This is a genomic window from Rathayibacter sp. Leaf296, assembly GCF_001423045.1.
In the GTDB taxonomy this organism is placed as follows: domain Bacteria; phylum Actinomycetota; class Actinomycetes; order Actinomycetales; family Microbacteriaceae; genus Rathayibacter; species Rathayibacter caricis.
The window spans coordinates 312,361-330,755 of the sequence record NZ_LMNR01000002.1 but is presented as its reverse complement, the minus strand read 5'-3'; the positions used below and the strand labels follow the sequence as shown (position 1 = coordinate 330,755).

The window sequence follows — 18,395 nt, the reverse complement described above, 5'->3', positions numbered from 1 at the left end:
CAACACCTACACGACTTCGCAGTACGCGTCTCTCCCTTCTGGGGTGTCGGTGTCGCAGCCGGGCCAGTCCGGGAGCAACACGAACGGCTACCCGCTCGGGTCGTCGGGGTACTTCCTGGGCACGGACGGCAATCTCTACGATGTGGGTGGTCGGCCGCTGACGACTTCGGGTGATGTCACGTCGTACGCCGCCGGCTACAACGGCGGCCAGGATCAGGTGCAGTACATCAAGGCCGACGGCTCCATCTGGGTCTGGACCTACAGCGGCAGCACCAGCACGAACATCGCGTCGCTCCCGACGGGCGTCTCCGTGTCGCAGCCGGGTCAGGCGGGCAGCAACACGAACGGCTACCCGATCGGGTCCTCCGGGTACTTCCTCGGTACGGACGGCAACCTGTACGACGCGTCAGGCAGGCCGCTCACGACCACCGGCGACGTCACGTCCTACGCCGTCAGCTACAACGGCGGTCAGGATCAGGTCCAGTACATCACCGCAAGCCAGTGCTGATCGTTCGCGCCGCACGCGTCTGAGCGGCGGGACCGGGCCCGGGAGGAGCACGTCGGCCGCCCGGGCCCGGTCTGTCTGAGCAGGGAGACCGGGCACGGCGCCGCGTCACTCGTCGTCCCCGGTGTCGCGCTCGACACCCCGCCGTGCGGTCACGACCCCTGAACCTCTGCCGCCCGAACTCTCGCCGTCGAGGTCGGAGGGTCGTCATCACGAACCGTTCCGAGCCGTCACTCCGAGGAGCGGAGGACGCGTCGGAGGGTGTCGCTCGACCCGAAACCCGACCGCCGGGCCAGGGCGTCCATGTCCACACGATCGCCGGCGCGGCGTCCCTCGTCGATCAACGAGAGGGCGATCTCGCGGCGGAACTGACGAATCGCCTGGCCGGCGGTGACGGCACCCTCCGTTCTGAACGCTCGCGAGAGGTAGGCCGGCGTGACGTTCAGCTCGCGAGCGAGCTGTGCCACGGAGAAGGCGGGGTCGCGCGCGCGGTGCTCGACGACCTCGCGCGCTCGCCGCGTGAGCGCTCGCGACCAGGATTCCGCGACGACCGACACGGCGCCGTCCGATTGGGCGATGAACGCCGTGAGGCACGAACGAATCGCGCTGACCAGACGGGCCGAATGGTGGAGAACGGCGCTCGAATCGAGGTTCAAGACGATGTTCGTCAAGGAGATCAGCGCGAAGTTGGACCACTCCGCCGTGTTGCGCGTCCAGAGCGCCGCTGGGAACGCGTCTCTCCCGTCGCCGGTCAAGTCGTCTTCTGCTGGAAACTCGATCTGAATGCGCGCGGTGGGGAGCGCGGCTCGCAAGCGCGCACTCTGCCCCGTGGAGAGCGCGAAGGAGTGGCTCGGTGAGAGGCGTACTCCGTTCTCGTCAGGGGATCGATCCAGCGGGTTGCCCACGTGCAGATGACCGTCGAGGTGGAGCACGAGAAGAATCGACGTGTCCGACGCTTCGATGAGTCCTTCCGCCGGGCCGTGCCACACCCTCATCAGCGTGAGATCTCCTACCTGCCTCTGATCGACGACGACTTCCGGAGCTCCGAGTGGAGTGAGGCCCTGCGTCGCGAACCATTCCGCAGCGGCTCCGTCGCGGAGAATCACAGAACCGGCCTCCCTCGACCGCAGGTGCCACCCCTGTCCGCCGGGGACGACATGCTCCGGGCCGGGGCGAATACGGACAGATTGGCCATTGCGAATACGGACAGATTAAGGAGGCCTCAAGTGGTCGGGCTGTTCAGCGGCAGATGAAGTACAGATCCTTGCAAAAGATGACCTTTCCTCGTGAGCCCGTGGACCAGAAGTCGACGACTCGTCATCATCGTCGCGATAGCGTCCATTGATGAAAGGCACTCATGTCGAACGACCAGCTTGAATTCGCCCACAATCCCGACGGCAGCGTCCAGCGCCGCACGATCGTGTCCGGTGTCGCGTGGACGATCCCCGTCGTCGCGATGGCGTCGGCGCCTCCGGCCGCCGCGGCGTCCCTGCAGCCGACGCTCGAGTTCGTGAACGGCCCGTACACCATCGCGGCGTGCGGCACGCTCGACGACGTCCTGATCCACGCGACCACCGACGGCATCACTCCGGCCCCCGTCGGAACCGTCGTCACCGTCACGGTGCCGGCAGGGCTGAGCCTTCCGAACGGGCTCCAGACCCAGGACTTCCTCACGGACGTGAACGGCGACGTGGTGATCAGCGGAATCACCGCCGCGAGATCCACCACCGGCGGTCCTGTCACTGCGGTCGCGGGGACCGCAGCGGCCGGGTCCTCGATCTCGGTCGTCCAGAGCGGTGTGGCGAAGCAGTCCATCAATCAGGGAGTCGTCGCCACGTGGTCGGCGGTGCCCGCGGATGCGGTGCCGGTGGGCGGCGGCTACTTCCTGACTCCTGGTGGGGATCTGTACTGGCAGAACGATCTCGTCGCGAGCGGGGTCACCTCGGCCACGGGTGAGGACGCCGGAGGCTTCCCGAACCACGGGTTCTTGATGCAGAACGGGGTGGCGAAGCAGGCGGGCGAACAGGTGGTTCCTGCCAATTCCACGTGGTCGTCGATTCCGGCGGATGCGGTGCCGGTGGGCGGGGTCTACTTCCTGACTCCGGGTGGGGATCTGTACTTCGGGAACGACGTGGTCGCCAGCGGAGTCACCTCGGCCAAGGGCGAGTACACCGACAGCGGCTGGCTGGGATACTTCATCCAGGGGCCGGTCTGCTGAGACGAGAGGGCTGAGCGCGGCGCGAGAGGGCTGCGCGACGCCGTCCGAAGAGTCGGCGGCCGGTGGGCGATGTCCGCACACCGGCCGCCGACTGCACTCGTGCCCCTCGCGTGGGCGCGACGGCGACGACGACGGTGAGCCGGAGGGTCAACGCAGCCGACCCGGTGCTCTGATCGACGACCGGACCGAGCCGCGAACGGAGGCCCGGCAGGTTCGCGTTCGTCACGACGCGATGCTCAGCGCCCGCTGCATCGCCTTCCCTGTGCGGAACCCCGAGAGTCGGGCGACGTCGTCGAGTGTGAAGGCACCCCTCGCTCCGTAGGAGTCGAGATGACGGCGCGCGAGGGCGACGCGTTCCGCCCGCAGCGCCAGGCTGGGCGAGGTCCCGGCCGCGGCGAAGATCCGCTGGACGTAGCGCGGCGAGAGGCGGAGCCTGCGCGCGAGCTCGGTGCTGGTGAACTGCGGATCAGGAGCGCCCTGCTCGATCAGGGACAGCGCGTCGCGGTAGGTGACCGCCTCCCACGCCGACAGACCGGGAACGTGCAGCCCGAGACTCTCGAGGAGGAAGCCGCGGCTCAGATCCGTGAGGGCGAGGCGTACGGCGGCCAGTGCCGCGCCGTCGGTCTGCATCGAGGCGTCGAGCGCGGCGTTCGCGGTCGCGATGACCACACCGCGCAACGCCGAGTCGGCGCTCCGCAGCACCGCCCCGTCCTCGACGGCGCGAGCAGCCGAGGCGGGCAGGACCAGATCGTCGAACTCCACCTCGTATCGGGCGACGGCGGAGGCGCAACGGAGGGCGAAGGGGCCCGATCGCGGCACGATGAGCGCGTCTCCCGGCTCGACGATCTGCTCCTGCGGCGAGCCGTCGAAGGTGACGTGCGAGCGCCCCTCGATCTGCAGATGCAGCGCTCGAGGAGGATCGGCGACGGTCTGCCGACGCGTGGCGTCGATCGGGGAGTGCCAGATGCGGGCGAGACGGAAACCGGCGGAACCGTACTCGTCCGTGAAGAGCCGCAGGTGCGGAGTCGTCGACTGCAGCCCGCGATCGCGGAACCAGTCCAGCGCCTCCTCCCCGATCTTCGAGACAGCGCGGTGGGCGCGGGGGGCGAGGAGCTCGGTGCCGGAGCGCATTCCGACTCCTCTCGGTCGTGCAGCATCCGGACATCGGCGCGGGCCCGACAACGGCGTTCGTCGGCGCACCGTCAACAAACCGCAGCATCGCGCGTCCCACCGCCTCGAAAGGGGAAAGCGACCTGATTCGGCACAAGACGCGAACGGACACCTCGGGGCTCCGTGCCGCTCGGCCGATCCTCGCCAGCATGAGCGGCGTCATCCTCATCCCCTACGAGAGAGAACAGGTACTCCCATGACCCGATCGAGCGATCCGACAGCTTCGGCCTCTGACGACAGCAGCTGGCTGAGCCGCGCCTCCGACGGCAGTGTGCAGCGGCGGACCATCGTCGCGGGTGCGGCGTGGACGATCCCCGTCGTCGCGGCCGCCGCTGCGACCCCGGCGGCTGCGGCGTCGCTGACGCCGACACTCGAGTTCGCGAACGGACCGTACAGCGTGTCCGCCTGCGGCACGCTCAGCGACGTGGTGATCCACGCGACGACCGACGGCACGGTGCCGGCGGTGGGCCTGCTCGTGACGGTCACGCTGCCAGCGGGCCTCGAGTTCCCGGACGGGACGACGACGAAGGCCTTCACGACGGACACGAACGGCCACGTGGTCCTCACGGGGATCGCGGTGTCGAGCACCGCGTCGAGCGGGTCGATCGGGGCTGCGTCCACCACGCTGACGGCGACCGAGGCGGTCGTGGTGGCGGGCGGCGGGACGACGGCGTATCGCAACTACGGTGGTGGGGCGTCGTCCTACGTGACGGTGCCGTCGGGGTCGACGGCGGTGGGGAACTCGATGTTCCTGTCGCCGGACGGCGATCTGTACTTCGCGGACTCGGTGATCGCGACGGATGTGCAGTCGGTGACGTACTCGAGCACGCACGGTGGCGCCAACGACTACGGCTACGTCACGGGCTCCGGGGCCTACTACTACGACTCCTACGGTCCGGGAGCCGCCGGCCTCGTCCAGCAGACGAACGTCCCCGTCGGATCGACGGCGATCGGACCCAACGTCTTCCTGTCGCCGGACGGCGATCTCTACGAGGACAACGCGATCATCGCGACGGACGTCGCGACGGCGAACTACGCGTTCATCATCAATCCGGCTCCGCAGGACCGGTCCATCACGTACACGAAGACCGACGGCACGGCGCACCGCGATTACGGAGGTGTGTCGTCGTTCGCGACCGTTCCTTCGGGGTCGACGGCGGTCGGGAACGCCATGTTCCTGTCGCCGGACGGCGACCTCTACTTCGCGGACTCGGTGATCGCGACGGACGTGCAGTCGGTGGCCTACTCGAGCCAGACCGGGGCGGAGAACGACTACGGCTACGTCACGAGCACCGGGGCGTACTACTACGACTCCTACGGTCCGGGAGCCGCGGGTCTCGTCCTGCAGACGAACGTCCCCGTCGGGTCGACGGCGATCGGGCCCAACGTCTTCCTGTCGCCGGACGGCGATCTCTACGAGGACAACGCGATCATCGCGACGAATGTGACGACCGCGAACTACGCGTTCATCATCAACCCGGCTCCGCAGGACCGCACCATCACCTACACGGCCGGTGTCGACTGCTAGTCGATCCGCGTCCCGCGCCGTCGAGGTGACCGGGGACGCGAGCCACGCTCCGCTGCGGCTCGCGTCCCCGGCAGCTCGGCGGCGCGGAACACTTCCCGACTCGGTTCGCGGCGTGAGGGACGCGGAGGTCGTCGTCCTCGCCGGCATCGGCGCGAGCACGGTCCTCTCGCCGGAGGGCGACCTCCGCCGCGCTCCTCGTGGTGGCGTTCGAGCACCCCGACCGACTGCGCGCTCGACCTCGTGCCGTCCGTCAGCGTCGGCGCTGCTCGCGCTTGCGCATCTCGGCGGCGATGTCGTCCTCGGTGATCTCCTTCTTGACCGGGCCCCAGATCGAGGCGGCCTGGCCGGCCACGCCGATCCCGATGCCGACCATCGGCCAGATCGGCCAGAAGTAGCCGTCGCCGCCCGAGACCAACCAGACGGTCGTGGTGATCGCGGAGACGCTCGCCCAGCCGCCGACGGAGCCGAAGAAGTCGCGCTTCCGCTTGAGCTCGCGGACCGCGATCGCCCGGTCGGCGTCCTCGACCCGCTCGAGGGCGGGGGTCTCGCCCTCCGCCACGGGCTCGACGGCCTTCGCATCCCGCCGTGCCGCAGGATCCGGGGATCCCCATTGGTCGCTCATCCGGCCCCCTCCGTGTCGCTCGCTCCAGACTACGCAGCCCGGACTCTGCTCTGCTCACCTCGGCTCGGGCTGGCAGTGCGGGCACCACCACGTGCGGCGCCGCTCGGGGTCGCCGGGGACCTCGGCCCGCACGAGCACGACGGTGCCGCAGCGGCGGCACGGACGACCGGCCCGGCCGACGACCCAGTGGCGCTCGCCGGCGCGGGTGTCGCCGGTGGTGGTCTGGAACATGCCGGGGACGGTGACCGAGGCGCGCAGGGCCCTCGCCGAGGTGGCGACCAGGGCGCGGACGTCGAGGGAGCCGACCGGGCGCCAGGGGAAGGCGCCGCGGAGGAAGCAGACCTCGTTCGCCCAGAGGTTGCCGAGTCCGGCGAGCATCCGCTGATCGAGCAGCGCCGCGATCACCGGACGCTCCGGCGCGCGCAGGAGGCGGGCGACCGCCTCGTCGGCGCTCCAGTCGTCGCGGAGCGGGTCGGGTCCGAGGTGACCGATCGCGGTGGGGAGATCCCGCTCGTGCAGCAGCTCGACGACCGGGAGCTCGAGGCCCCACAGGGTCGTGCCGTCGTCGAGGCGGAGCCGGACGCGCACGTCGGGGAGGACGCGGCGCGGGACCGCGCGGCCCGGCGCGGTGACGGTCCACGAGCCCTGCATCCGCAGATGGGTGTGCAGGACCAGCTGCTGGTCGAAGTGCGTGAGCAGGTGCTTGCCGTGGGTCTCGTGACGGAGGATCTGCAGGCCGGCGAGCGCGGTGCCCGCGGCGTCGCCGGAGCGGAGCTCGCCCTCCACGACGAACCGCCCGTCTGCCGCGGAGCGGAGACGGGCGGCGAGTCGGTGGACGCTGTCTCCCTCGGGCACGGGCCGCACTCTAGAGTGCGCGGCTCGTGCCTTCCTGGGGAGGCGGCCCGCCTCAGCGGGCGGGGTACGCCTCCTCGACGGTGAGCTCGGACCCGTCGGGCGCGGTGACCGCGATGGTCGCGACACCCGCGGCGAGTGCGCGCTCGTGCGTGTTGAAGGTCACGCTGAACTCGCGGCCCGGCTTGAGCTTCTTGGTCGACTTGGTGCCGTAGTCGGTCGAGACGACGACCGCGACGGGCTCCGGTCCGTTGTTCACGGCCGTGACCGTGATCGTCGCGAACGGGCCGCGGGCTCCGGTCTCGGCGCTCGTGGCGACGTCGAGGGACGTGACGGGCGCCTCGGGCAGGTCGAGGCCGACGACCACGGGGTCGTGGTCGCTGGAGCGGAACGCGGAGGTGTCGTAGAAGATCGTCGCGTTGTAGTCGTAGCGGCTGTACTCCAGCGCCACGGACTCGCCGCTGTTGATGTTCCAGGTGTCGACTCCGGTGACGATCGCATCGCCGGCGGGGGAGGCGAAGACGTGGTCGAGCGAGCCGACCGCGCCGTCGAACGAGTAGGAGTACTCGCCGCCGTCCTTCGCGCCCTGGTCGAGGTAGCCCGCGTCGGTGATGACCTTCACCGGGTCCTCCTGCGAGTAGGCGTTGAAGTCGCCGAGCAGGTAGACGAGCTCGGTCGCCTTCTCGGTCTTCAGGCGGTCGGCGAAGGCGACGAGCGCGGTGGCCTGGGCGACGCGCGAGGCGTTGGAGGCGCCCTGACCGTCTCCCTGGTCGGCGTCGGCACCGGATCCGGAGCCCTTCGACTTGAAGTGGTTGACGATCGCGACGAACTCGCTCTCGGCGACGCCGATCAGGCGGAACTCCTGGGCGAGGGGCTTCCGCGCGTTCGAGAACGCGGTGGTGTCGTTCAGGACGACGGACTCGCCGACGGGCTCGATCACGGCCTTCTTGTAGATGAAGGCCGTGCGGATCACGTCCTCGTCGGCCAGCGCGGGGAGCGCGGCGGGCGAGGCGACGTAGGCCCACACCTCCGAACCGGCGGCGGCGTTGAGGGCGGCGGTCAGCGTGGCGAGGGCCTCGTCGCGCGGCTTGCCGAACTTGGCGGAGTTCTCGATCTCCTCGAGCGACACGACGCCGGCACCGAGGGCGTTGATCGCGGTGACGATCTTGGCCTGCTGGCGCTCGAGGTCGTCGACGTTCGCGGCGCCTCGGGCGTCGCAACCACTGTTGACGGTGACGGGGTCGCCGTCGCGGTCGGTGTAGAACGTGCAGCCGGCCACCGAGTCGCCGGTGGTCGAGAAGTAGTTGAGCACGTTGAACGACGCGATCGCCACGTCGCCGCCCACGGCCTCGGGCGCCGCGGTGCGGGTGTCGGCGAACTCGGCCGGCTGCACCGTCTCGGCGTTCTCGACGGTCAGCTGCGTGATGGGCTGGAAGGCCCAGCCGTTGTTGCGGTAGTCGAGCACGACCGGCCCGGTGAAGGTCGTCGGCGCTCCGACGCGGATCGGCTCGGTCGGCGTGAGGTAGGGCAGCGGGATTGCCTTGTTGGCCGCCGACCCGAGGAAGTTGATCGAGGCTCCGTCGTCGAGCACGATCGCGCGGGCCGCGTTGTCGGCGACGACCGCGGCGAGCTCGGGCGAGCCCGGGCGCGCGACCTCGGTCGGGGTGAGGAGCGCGGAGGTGCCCGCGGCGAGGCCGATCGAGCCGAAGCTGTTGAGGTCGAAGGTGTCGGTCACGGTGAACGCGCCCTGCGGGGCGATCAGCATGCTCTCGAGCAGCTCGCGCTCCGGGGCCGTGCGGGGCAGCGCGACGGCGGCCGGGACGACCGGGGCGGCGGGGGCCTCGAGGCGGACGACGGTCGCGGCCGAGGTCGGGGTGAGCTCGGTGAGTCCGTTGAACTCGCTCACGATGCCGGTGATCTCGAGGTGGTCGCCGATCGCGACGGAGCCGACCGAGGCGGAGGAGTAGACGAAGACCGCGTCGGAGGCGGTGCGGCCGGTGGTGCTGCCGCCCGTGCCGGGCGTCTGGATCACGTAGCCGTTGTAGCCGCCGGAGGAGTAGCGGGCGGTGACGACGCCGGTGGTGGTGACGGTGCGGCCGACGAGCGGCGACGCGGCTCCGCTGCCCTGGATCTCGGCGATGGTCGCCTTCTCGGCGGGGGCGGGGGGAGTGACGGGCGGCGTCGTGGGGCCGGGGGTCGGCTCCGGCTCGGCGTCGGTGCCGCTCGAGCGGGGCGTCGGCGCTCCGACGGAGAAGTCGGCGCTGTTGACGTCGGTGTCGCCGGCGGTGCCGTCGGCGCGCGAGATCGACTCGGTGTTCGTCGGGACGGCGGCGGCGGTGGTCTCGAAGGTGTTCGACGTGCCGTAGCCGAGGAGGTCGAGGACCGTGCCGGGCTGCGGGGCGGGGCCGGTCGGCGGGGCGACGAGCGGAGCCGTGCCGTCGACGAGGAAGAGGGTGCCACCTCCCGCCGCGATGTTCAGGCCGTTCGCGACCTGGTCGGGATCGGGCAGCGCCGCGCCGTTCGTGCCGTTGCTGGCGCCCTGCACCAGGAAGTGGCCGCCGGCCGGGACGACGCCCTGGAGCGCGACGGTCGTCGAGGGGTTCGCCGTGCCCGTCGCCGAGCGGTACTGCAGGCTCGTGCCGGCCAGCGCGATGTCGGAGCCGGTGGGGTTGTGGAGCTCGACGTAGCGGTTGCCGTAGACCGCTCCGGTCGAGCCGCCGCGGGTGAAGATCTCGCTGATGACGAGCTCGTCGCCGGCCGGCGCGGCCGAGGCGGATGGGGCGACGAGCGGGGCAGCGACCAGCGGCGCGGCGACCAGCGCGAGGCTCGCCAGGCCGGCGCCGGCGAGTGCGCGCCTGCGTCGGCGGAGGGGGGTGGCGGTGTCGTGCACCGGGGTGTCGGGCATGGGTGTCCTCTCGATCGCCGTCCCGGTGGGGACGGTCTGTCGCGCGTGCGTCGGCGCTGATGAAGCGCGGCCGGTGGTGCTCATGCCCCTGAAAGGGGCACGAGTAGCCACGCTATGCAGTCCAGATGCCCGCTCCGTGAACCGGGTGTTTCATGAGTGTGAACTCAGCCACCGACATCGCGTCGCGACGGGCACGACGGCGCGCGCCACTACGGTCGAGCCATGAGCGATCCCCACGATCTGCGCGGCCGTCTGGTCCGCGCGCACGGCGACTCGCGGGATCGGACGGACGGGTTCGCCTCGGCCGACGTCACCGGCTGGTGGCGGGATCCTGGCCTGCTCGCGGCCCTCGGCCCCGGTCTCTCCGACCTCTTCGCCGACGCGGAGGTGACGGTCGTCCTCGGTCCGCAGACGCGGGGCACTCCGCTGGCCGCCCTGGTCGCCCTGCACCGCGGTGCCGGACTCGTCGAGGCGCGGAAGGCGTCGGCGCCCGTCGAGGACGGCGTCGACTGGTGGGAGTCGGCGCTGCCGCGCGACTACCGCGACGATCCGATCCACTTCCGGGTGCGCCGCGCCGTCCTCGCTCCGGGGGACCGCGTGCTGCTCGTCGACGACTGGATCGAGACCGGGACGCAGGCCGCCGCCTGCCGCCGCCTGGTCGCCCTCGCCGGGGCCGAGTGGGTGGGCGCGGCCGTCGTGGTCGACGGCCTGGAGGACGACGCGCGGCGCACCGACCTGGGCGTGCGCTCGCTCCTGCGCGACGCCGAGCTCTGAGCGCTCGCGGCGGACGTCCGGGAACGGCGGTCATGATCGGGGGATGATCTCCTTCGAGCTGGCCCGAGCGCTGCGCACCGCGGGCGTGCGCTGGTCACCGGTCACCGGCGACCGCTTCCGCATCGAGCGGGAGGGGTTCGACGGCGACGTCTTCACCGTCAGCGACATGACGATCGAGGCGCACGAGTACCCCAGCGGCACCGTGCTGGGCTTCAACGGCACCACCGAGTGGGCGCTGGACTCGGTCTCGCTCGAGGACTCGCTCTGGATGCCGCGCGAGGACCAGCTGCGGGAGCTGCTGCGCGGCACGTTCCGCTCGCTGCGCCGCGAGGAGGGCGAGCCCGCGCGCCACATCGTGGAGATCGTGCTCGGCGGGGTCGCGCGCACCTTCGAGGACGCGGCGCCCGAGAACGCCTACGGCGAGGCGCTCCTGGCGCTGGTGAGCTCGGCCTCGGTCGATCTCGACGACGTCGACGAGCTCGTCTGAGCCGCTGGAGCGCCGGAGTCGCCGGCCCTCCGCGTCAGGACGCGGCCTTCTCCTCGTCGCTCTTCGCGGCCGTCCGCTTCGCCGCGGGCTTCTTCGCGGCGGGCTTCTTCGCCGGGGCCTTCTTCGCGGCCGGCTTCGACCCGGCCGGCTTCGACCCCTCCGCCTTCGACCCCTCCGCCCCGGACGCGTCGTCCTCGGCCGCCGTCGACGAGCCCTTCGCGGTGCTCTTCTTCGCGGGCGCCTTCTTCGCGGGCGCCTTCTCCGGAGCGTCGCCCGCGCCCTTCGCGCCGCCCTTCGCCCCGCGGCTGCGTTCGACCGAGCGCTTGAGCGCCTCCATCAGGTCGAGCACCTCGCCGCCGCCCTCCTCCTCCGGCTTCTCGCCGAAGGTCGCGGCGGTGTCGAGCGCGTCGCCCTGCTCGATCTTTGCGTCGATCAGGGTGCGCAGCTCCTCCTGGTACGCGTCGGTGAACTTCGACGCGTCGAAGTCCTCGGAGTAGGAGTCGACGAGGTGCGAGGACATCTCGAGCTCGCGCGCCGCGATCCGGGTCGTGCCCTCGAGCGAGGGGAACTCGACCTCGCGCACCTCGTCGGCCCACAGCAGCGTCTGCAGCATCAGCAGCTTCCCGCGCACGCGCAGCGCGGCCAGTCGCGTCTTCTGCCGCAGGGCGAACTCGACGATCGCCGTGCGGTCGGTCTGCTCGAGGGTGCGCCGCAGCAGCACGTACGCCTTGGGGGAGGAGGAGTCGGGCTCGAGGATGTACGCGCGGTCGAACATGATCGGGTCGACCTGGTCGCTGGGCACGAACTGCACCACGTCGATCTCGCGGTCGCGCTCCTCGGGCAGCGCCTTCAGCTCGTCCTTGGTGAGGACGACCGTGTGCTCGCCGTCGTCGTAGGCCTTGTCGATGTGGTCGAACGAGACCACCTCGCCGCAGACCTCGCACTTGCGCTGGTACCGGATCCGCCCGCCGTCGCGGTCGTGCACCTGGTGCAGCGCGATGTCGTGGTCCTCGGTCGCGCTGTAGATCTTGACCGGCACGTTGACCAGGCCGAAGGTGATCGCGCCCTTCCAGATGGCTCGCATGGCTTCAGTGAACACCGTGCCCCCGGGCGGCGGGAAGCCCTTCCGGCACTCGACGTCCTCCCGGCCCGCTGGTGTGGAATGGACGGATGACGAGCGAGGACACGACCAGGAGCGACGAGGACCGGCCGTCGGACCGGCTCCGAGCGGCGCTCCACGCGCCGAACGCCTCGTCGAGGCTGCAGGCGGCGATGAGCGCGGGGACGAGGCCGGCCGGCGAGTACGTCCCGGTGCTCGTCGAGCGCTGCGCCGTCGAGCCCGACTTCGGCGTGCGCGAGATGCTCACGTGGGCGCTGGTGCGGCACGACGCCGCGGTCACCGTCGATCCGCTGATCGCCGAGCTCGTGTCGGAGTCGCCGCAGGCCCGCGCGCAGGCCCTCCACACCCTGTCCAAGGTCGGCGATCCCCGGGCGTGGGGCGCGATCACGCCCGCGCTGCTGCACGACGAGCACCTCGAGGTCGCGAAGGCCGCCTGGCGCACCGCCGCCCGACTCGCGCCGCCGGAGGAGCGTCCCGCGCTCGCCCGGCAGCTCGCCGAGCACCTCGGCGAGGGCGACCGTCCCGAGCAGCGGAGCCTCACCCGCGCGCTCCTGATGCTCGAGGAGGCCGCAGCGCCCGCCCTCGAGACCGCCGCCCAGTCGGAGGAGCAGCCGCGGCGGATCCACGCGCTCGCGACCCTCCGCCTCCTCGCCGACCCGGACGAGGACGTCGAGGACGCCTTCGACCGCGCCCGCCGCGCCTGACGGCGCCGCGCGCGAAGGAACCCCGGGCCGTCGAGGGAGCCTGCAGCAGCAGGCGGTCTCGACGTCCCGGGGTTCCCTGAACGCAGGGGCCGTCGACTACACGCCGGCGCCCGTCAGCAGCTCGCGGTCGGCGAGGTACTCGCGCACGAGGCGCTCGACCTTCGCGCGATCGAGGCCGAGCTCTCCCAGACCCGCGTCGAGGTACTGCTGGGCGTTCTCGGCGGTGATGCCGATCTCGGCGATGATCTCGCGGTAGCTCATGCCCGAGGCGAGCAGTCGCAGGATCTCGGCCCTCGTCGGCAGAGTGACCGGCGTGGGCTCGGGCGTCGGCGGGGTCGGGTTCTTCTCCCCGTCGATCGCCGAGGTGTCGTCGGCGAACGAGGCGGTCACGAACGCGATCGCCTTCGAGGTGATGCCGAGCGCCTCCTGGTTGATGTTCGCGAGGTCGTCACCGGCGGAGTGGTAGTTCGGGTCGTGCGGGATGCCGGCGGTGCCGCCGAAGAGCGCGACCTCCTCCTCCGTCTTGATGTCGTCGGCTCCGGTGAAGACGCCCGACGAGGGGATGCCCACCGAGATGAAGCCGTCGTAGTCACTGCGTCCGTCGAACGCGGTGTCGATCCACGGCTGGCCGATGGAGTCGAAGTAGTCCGTGAACGCCTTCTCGGTGGCGATGGAGCCGGCGGGCACCTCGACCGGGGCCTCGTAGGTGGACTCGTTCGCGTCGTAGACCGACACGACGTAGTTGGGCGAGGCGACCATGTCGAAGTTCATGTACGTCGCGATCTTCGCGGCGTCCTCCTCCGTCAGCGAATCGACGTAGTTGTAGGAGCCGACCAGGCCGACCTCCTCGGCGCCCCACCAGGCGAAACGGACCGCGTTCGTGGTCTCGCCGGCCTCGGCCAGCTCGACCGCCGTCTCGAGCAGCGTCGCCGATCCGGAGCCGTTGTCGTTGATGCCGGGGCCCTCGGGCACGCCGTCGAGGTGCGCGCCGAGCATGACCACGTTGTCGTGGTTCCCGCCCGCGGTCTCGGCGAGGATGTTGAAGGTGTCGGTGTCGGTGGTCGTCTGCTCGAGGACGAGCGTCGCGCTCGTGGGCAGCGCCGCGAGCAGCGCCTGACCCTCCTCGAGGGTGACGCCGACCGACGGGATGTAGGTCTCGTCCGGCGCGCCGAGCGTGCCGTTCAGCGGCTCGGCGGGGGCGTTGTTGTAGATGATGACGGCGGAGGCGCCCGCCGCTCCCGCGGCCGCGCTCTTCTCCGCGAAGGAGCAGACACCGCGGCTGACGAGGGCGACCTCGCCCGTGGCGTCGAGTCCGGCCCACGCGTCGGCCGTGCAGCCGAGCGGGTCCACGGGAGCGATGAGCTCGCCGGTGACGCCCCCCTCGGGCGTGGACGGAGTGAACGACATCGGGATGCCCTCGACGGCGGGGGTCGTGGTGAGCGAGAACGCGTCGATCGTCTGCGTCGTCGTCGTGAAGTCCTGGCGCTCGGTCTCGTAGCCGGCGGCCGCGAGAACGGATTCGACGTACTGGCCGCTGAGCTCGTAGCCCGTCGTGCCGATGGCCCGATTGCCGCCGTTCGCGTCGGCGATCGCCTGGAACGCCTCCAGGTGCTCCATGATGCCGTCGACCGTGACGGCGTCGGCGAGGTCGGCGGCCTCGACCGCGCTCGCACTCGGGGCGAAGACGAAGCCGGCGACGAGGGCGCCCGCTCCGATCATCGCGCTGGTGCCGAGGAGGGAGCGCCGGCGCCGTGCGCCGGGTGCTCGGGGTGTGCTGTTCACCACAGGGGTGTCCCTTCGTCGATGACAGGGGCCGCCGGGTGGGCGGCCGGCGCTCCCCGTTTCTGCGAACGAGGTGCGCTGCAGGCGAGGCTATTCTCAGAAGTCACGAAAAGGACACCCTTCCGGGGCTGATTTCACCTCGGGGAAACACAGCGGGACCGTCGCGGCGGCCGCGCCTGGAGTGCGCCGGTTTCAGGCCGTCGCCGGGCTCTCCGCCCACTCCCGCAGCATGGCCAGGGTCTCGGTCGGCCGGTCGCGGTGCGGGCTGTGCCCCGCTCCCGCCACGACCGCGTACCGCACCCGCGGATTCGCCCGCAGCACCTCGGCCGCGAGTCGCGGGCCGAAGAACGTGAACACCTGCGGGTCGCCCGCGAGCACCAGCACCGGAGCCCGCAGCGCGGGCACGTCGGCCAGCAGGTCCCAGGGGTCGTTGTCGTCGACGACCGCCGCGACGGAGGAGGGGTCCGCGGCCTGCGCCGCCCGCAGCTTCTCGGCGCGGTCGCGTGCGTCCCAGCCGGGCACCGCCTCCGCGAGCCCCTCCTCCGTCGCGGTGAGGGCGTCGAGCTCGTCGGCCCGCACCTCGGCGCGCATCTCCTCCGGCAGCCGCAGGACCGGGTCGAGCAGCGCGAGCCGCGCCGCCCACTCCGGATCCCGCGCCGCAGCCCGCACGGCCACGGCACCGCCGAGCGAGTGGCCGAGCACCAGTCCCCACGGACCGGCGCCGTCGGGTCTCATCCCCAGGACGTCGTCGGCGAAGTCGTCGTGCCGGGAGGAGCCGCCGCGCGGCCCGTCGCCGTGACCGCGCAGGTCGGGCGCGCTCACCGTCCACCCCGCGTCCCGGAGAGCCTCGGCCACCCGCCACCAGGTCCCCCCGGCGCCGCCGAGTCCGTGCAGGAGGAGTGCCGTCCGCGTCGTCATGGAGGAAGGCTAGAGCGCGTCAGTCGAGGCGGGGGTCCCTTCCGGTGCGCTCGCCGGTCGCGAGGGAGGCGATTCCTGCCAGATCCTCGGCGTCCAGCTCGAAGCCGAACACGTCGATGTTCGCGCGGATGCGCTCGGGAGTGACCGACTTGGGGATCACGACGACCCCGTTCTGCACGTGCCAGCGCAGCACGATCTGCGCGGGCGAGACCCCGTGGCGCGCGGCGAGCCGGGCCAGCAGGGGCTCCTCCAGCAGGCGCCCCCGAGCCAGCGGCGACCACGCCTCGGTCACGATGCCGTGGGCGGAGTCGAACGCGCGCAGCTCCTCCTGCGGCAGGCGCGGGTGCAGCTCGACCTGGTTGACCGCGGGGACGACCCCGGTCTCGGCGCCGAGGCGCTCGAGGTGCTCGATCGCGAAGTTCGAGACGCCGATCGACCGGGCCCGGCCCTCCTGCTGCAGCCGCTCGAGTGCGCGGTAGGTGTCGACGTAGCGGTCGCGGGAGGGGATCGGCCAGTGCACGAGGTAGAGGTCGATGTAGTCGGTGCCGAGCAGCTCCAGGCTCCGGTCGAACGCCTCGAGGGTCTCGTCGTAGCCGTGGTCGTCGTTCCACACCTTCGTCGTCACGAAGACCTGCTCGCGCGGGATCCCGCTCGCGCGGATGCCCTCGCCGACGCCGCGCTCGTTGGCGTAGAGGGTGGCGGTGTCGATGTGCCGGTAGCCCGCCTCCAGCGCGGTGCCGACGGCGCGGGCGGCCTCGGCGTCGCCGATCTTGTAGACGCCGAGCCCGATCTGCGGGATCGCGCGGCCGTCGTTGAGGGGGATCAGGGGAACGCTCATGCCCTCCATGCTGGCACGCGGTCCGGCGCCGTCCCTGGGCGCGGGAGGAGCTCAGAGCTCCCAGTCGAGCTCCCCGTGCGGCCCGACCCGCACCGCGTCCTCGATCAGCGCGGCGAGCCCGGCGACTCCGAACAGCAGCCGCCGCTCAGCCGCCGCGGCCTCGTCGCCCGCGCCGAAGCGGCGGACGGCGAAGTAGTGGTCGTGCCCGGACTGCAGCCCCTCGACGCTCTCGGTGTCGGCGAGGGCGAGCAGCCCCCGGTGCGGCCGACGACCGGGGCCCAGGCCGAGCCAGAGCGAGCCCGTCTCGAGCACGACGGCCGTGCTCGGCACCAGCGCGCCGTCGCGCACCGACCGCGCCGTGATCATCCAGCCGAAGCCGAGGTGGTGCAGCTGGACCGTGTGGGGACCCCGCCACGCGTGCGACGGGTCCTCGGCCCGGTAGTAGACGGGGGAGGGGCGGAACGCGCCCTGCCAGAGCGCCGCGGCCAGCTCGCCGCACCACTCCGGTGCCTCGGGATCGGCCCAGGGCTCGACCGCCTGCGCCTGCTCCACCGCGCGCCGATGGGCCCGCACGAGCTCCTCCGCGTCCTCCCGCAGTCCCATCGTCGCCTCACCTCCGGCCGCCGCGTGGGGACCACTTTAGGGGGCGTGCTCCGGAAAGCTCCGAGCAGGCCGACGATCAGGTCGGCAGCTCGACCGGCTCCGTGTCGGGGAGCGGGCTCGAGTCGCGGCCGCGCAGATCCGGGTGGTAGCGGCGGCCGACCGCCGGCACCACGAACCCGACGAAGGCGAAGACGGCGGCGACGACGATCGCCGCGGTCGGGCCGTTGCGGTCGATCTGCACGCCGGCTATCGCGGAGCCCAGCGCGGCTCCGATCAGCTGACCGGTGCCGACCCAGCCGTACGCCTCCGCGGTGTCCGAGAACTTCACGCTCGCGGCGGTGATCGTGAAGAGGGCGGCGAGGGCAGGAGCGATGCCCACGCCGGCGAGGAACAGCGTGATCGAGAGCCACCAGAAGTCGGTCGAGAAGGCGGCGAGCCCCATGCCCACCGTCACGATCAGCATGCGGCGGGCGGTGGCCCAGCGGCTGATCGGGATGTGCCCCAGCGTCAGGCCGCCCACGAGCGAGCCGGCCGCGAAGACCGCGAGCACCACTCCCGACTCCACCCCGCCCTCGCCGAACACGGCGACGACGCCCGCCTCGACCGCCGCGCACGCGCCGACCAGGAGGAACCCGACCACGGTCGCCAGGAGCACCGGCGGCTTGGTCAGCACCACGCCGATCCGGCGCTTCGAGCGCGGGATGCGCACGCGCCCGACCTCGGGCGACGCGATGAACCAGATGCCGCCGCCGATCAGGAACACCGCCGCAGTCAGGATGCCGGCGACCGTCGAGATCTGGATCGAGACGAAGGTCGTCAGCACCGGCCCGAGCACCCAGATGATCTCCTGCGCCGAGGCGTCGAGCGAGAAGAGAGGAGTGAGCATCGAGCTCGGCACCATCTTGGGGTAGATCGTGCGGACCGCGGGCTGCACCGGAGGCATGCTGAGCCCCGCGAGGAAGCCGATCGCGACGAACTGCCAGACCTCGAGCGGCAGCACCGCCATGGCGATGATCGCGGCGGCGCAGACGATCAGGGTCAGCGTGAGCACCCGGCGCATGCCGAGGCGGCCCATCAGACGGCTGGTCAGCGGGCCGGCGATCGCCTGCCCGATCGACATCGAGCCGAGAACGAGGCCCGCCGCCGCGTACGAGTCGTGCACGTGCTCGACGTGCAGGAGGAAGGCGAGCGAGAGCATCCCGAACGGGAAGCGCGCCGTGAGCTGCGCGGCGATGATGCGCCCCACCCCGGGGGTTCTGAGGAGTTCGGTGTAGCTGCCCACCGGACGACACTAGCGCCCCGCGAGGGAACCCCGGACGGTCGAGGGAACCCGCTCCCGCAGGCTCCCTCGACGGGTCGGGGTTCCCTC

The 18,395-nt window shown here is 71.6% G+C and carries 17 protein-coding genes; 6 read left to right on the top strand and 11 right to left on the bottom strand.

All coding sequences use genetic code 11. The features are described 5' to 3' along the window. Nucleotides 1-508: hypothetical protein (locus ASF46_RS11805; RefSeq protein ID WP_235576935.1), on the top strand; the 508-nt coding region annotated here is incomplete at its 5' end. A gap of 227 nt (nt 509-735) precedes the next feature. Here ASF46_RS11805 and ASF46_RS11800 read toward each other — a convergent pair. Next, nucleotides 736-1,500 (bottom strand): helix-turn-helix transcriptional regulator, encoded by a 765-nt coding sequence (locus tag ASF46_RS11800; RefSeq protein WP_056867779.1) that lies wholly within the window; start codon nt 1,498-1,500, stop codon nt 736-738. A 362-nt stretch (nt 1,501-1,862) separates the two neighbouring features. On the opposite strand from ASF46_RS11800, the gene ASF46_RS11795 reads away from it, so the two are divergent. Then, nucleotides 1,863-2,723: a hypothetical protein gene (locus ASF46_RS11795; protein WP_056867778.1), complete on the top strand. Its 861-nt coding sequence runs from the start codon at nt 1,863-1,865 to the stop codon at nt 2,721-2,723. Nucleotides 2,724-2,945: 222 nt separating this feature from the next. On the opposite strand, the gene ASF46_RS11790 is transcribed toward ASF46_RS11795, so the two are convergent. Then, complete coding sequence (locus tag ASF46_RS11790; RefSeq protein WP_056867777.1) at nt 2,946-3,854, bottom strand: hypothetical protein; 909 nt, start codon at nt 3,852-3,854, stop codon at nt 2,946-2,948. A gap of 235 nt (nt 3,855-4,089) precedes the next feature. Here ASF46_RS11790 and ASF46_RS11785 point away from each other — a divergent pair, with 235 nt between their 5' ends. Next, nucleotides 4,090-5,421: a hypothetical protein gene (locus ASF46_RS11785; protein WP_056867776.1), complete on the top strand. Its 1,332-nt coding sequence runs from the start codon at nt 4,090-4,092 to the stop codon at nt 5,419-5,421. Nucleotides 5,422-5,671: 250 nt separating this feature from the next. Here the strand turns inward: ASF46_RS11785 and ASF46_RS11780 are convergent, their stop codons facing one another. From ASF46_RS11780 to ASF46_RS11770, 3 genes are read right to left on the bottom strand one after another with little or no spacing between them, the layout of a single operon-like run. Continuing rightward, complete coding sequence (locus tag ASF46_RS11780) at nt 5,672-6,043, bottom strand: 2TM domain-containing protein (RefSeq protein ID WP_157602469.1); 372 nt, start codon at nt 6,041-6,043, stop codon at nt 5,672-5,674. Between the two features lie 54 nt (nt 6,044-6,097). Next, nucleotides 6,098-6,898 carry a DNA-formamidopyrimidine glycosylase family protein gene (locus ASF46_RS11775; protein ID WP_056867774.1) on the bottom strand — a complete coding sequence of 267 codons (801 nt, stop codon included), beginning with the start codon at nt 6,896-6,898 and terminating at the stop codon, nt 6,098-6,100. A gap of 52 nt (nt 6,899-6,950) precedes the next feature. Then, nucleotides 6,951-9,800: an ExeM/NucH family extracellular endonuclease gene (locus ASF46_RS11770; RefSeq protein ID WP_056867773.1), complete on the bottom strand. Its 2,850-nt coding sequence runs from the start codon at nt 9,798-9,800 to the stop codon at nt 6,951-6,953. Nucleotides 9,801-10,022: 222 nt separating this feature from the next. Here ASF46_RS11770 and ASF46_RS11765 point away from each other — a divergent pair, with 222 nt between their 5' ends. Together ASF46_RS11765 and ASF46_RS11760 are read left to right on the top strand one after the other, a co-directional pair. Further along, nucleotides 10,023-10,574, top strand: a complete 552-nt coding sequence (locus tag ASF46_RS11765) for a phosphoribosyltransferase family protein (protein WP_056867772.1) — start codon at nt 10,023-10,025, stop codon at nt 10,572-10,574. A 43-nt stretch (nt 10,575-10,617) separates the two neighbouring features. Next, the gene (locus ASF46_RS11760) at nt 10,618-11,061 is read left to right on the top strand and encodes a hypothetical protein (RefSeq protein WP_056867771.1); all 444 of its coding nucleotides are present in this window, start codon (nt 10,618-10,620) and stop codon (nt 11,059-11,061) included. 34 nt (nt 11,062-11,095) lie between these two features. On the opposite strand, the gene ASF46_RS11755 is transcribed toward ASF46_RS11760, so the two are convergent. Continuing rightward, a complete protein-coding gene (locus tag ASF46_RS11755) occupies nt 11,096-12,145 on the bottom strand; it encodes a Ku protein (protein ID WP_056867770.1) in 1,050 nt (349 codons plus the stop codon). 86 nt (nt 12,146-12,231) lie between these two features. Here ASF46_RS11755 and ASF46_RS11750 point away from each other — a divergent pair, with 86 nt between their 5' ends. Next, nucleotides 12,232-12,885 (top strand): HEAT repeat domain-containing protein, encoded by a 654-nt coding sequence (locus tag ASF46_RS11750; protein ID WP_056867769.1) that lies wholly within the window; start codon nt 12,232-12,234, stop codon nt 12,883-12,885. Between the two features lie 96 nt (nt 12,886-12,981). Here the strand turns inward: ASF46_RS11750 and ASF46_RS11745 are convergent, their stop codons facing one another. From ASF46_RS11745 to ASF46_RS11725, 5 genes are all read right to left on the bottom strand, one after another. Beyond that, nucleotides 12,982-14,667: a M28 family peptidase gene (locus tag ASF46_RS11745; RefSeq protein ID WP_235576934.1), complete on the bottom strand. Its 1,686-nt coding sequence runs from the start codon at nt 14,665-14,667 to the stop codon at nt 12,982-12,984. Nucleotides 14,668-14,859: 192 nt separating this feature from the next. Next, complete coding sequence (locus ASF46_RS11740) at nt 14,860-15,585, bottom strand: alpha/beta fold hydrolase (RefSeq protein WP_056867767.1); 726 nt, start codon at nt 15,583-15,585, stop codon at nt 14,860-14,862. 19 nt (nt 15,586-15,604) lie between these two features. Next, nucleotides 15,605-16,423 carry an aldo/keto reductase gene (locus tag ASF46_RS11735; RefSeq protein ID WP_056867766.1) on the bottom strand — a complete coding sequence of 273 codons (819 nt, stop codon included), beginning with the start codon at nt 16,421-16,423 and terminating at the stop codon, nt 15,605-15,607. Between the two features lie 51 nt (nt 16,424-16,474). Further along, the gene (locus ASF46_RS11730; protein ID WP_056867765.1) at nt 16,475-17,026 is read right to left on the bottom strand and encodes a hypothetical protein; all 552 of its coding nucleotides are present in this window, start codon (nt 17,024-17,026) and stop codon (nt 16,475-16,477) included. 76 nt (nt 17,027-17,102) lie between these two features. Continuing rightward, nucleotides 17,103-18,308, bottom strand: a complete 1,206-nt coding sequence (locus ASF46_RS11725; protein ID WP_056867764.1) for an MFS transporter — start codon at nt 18,306-18,308, stop codon at nt 17,103-17,105. Between the last annotated feature and the right edge of the window lie 87 nt (nt 18,309-18,395).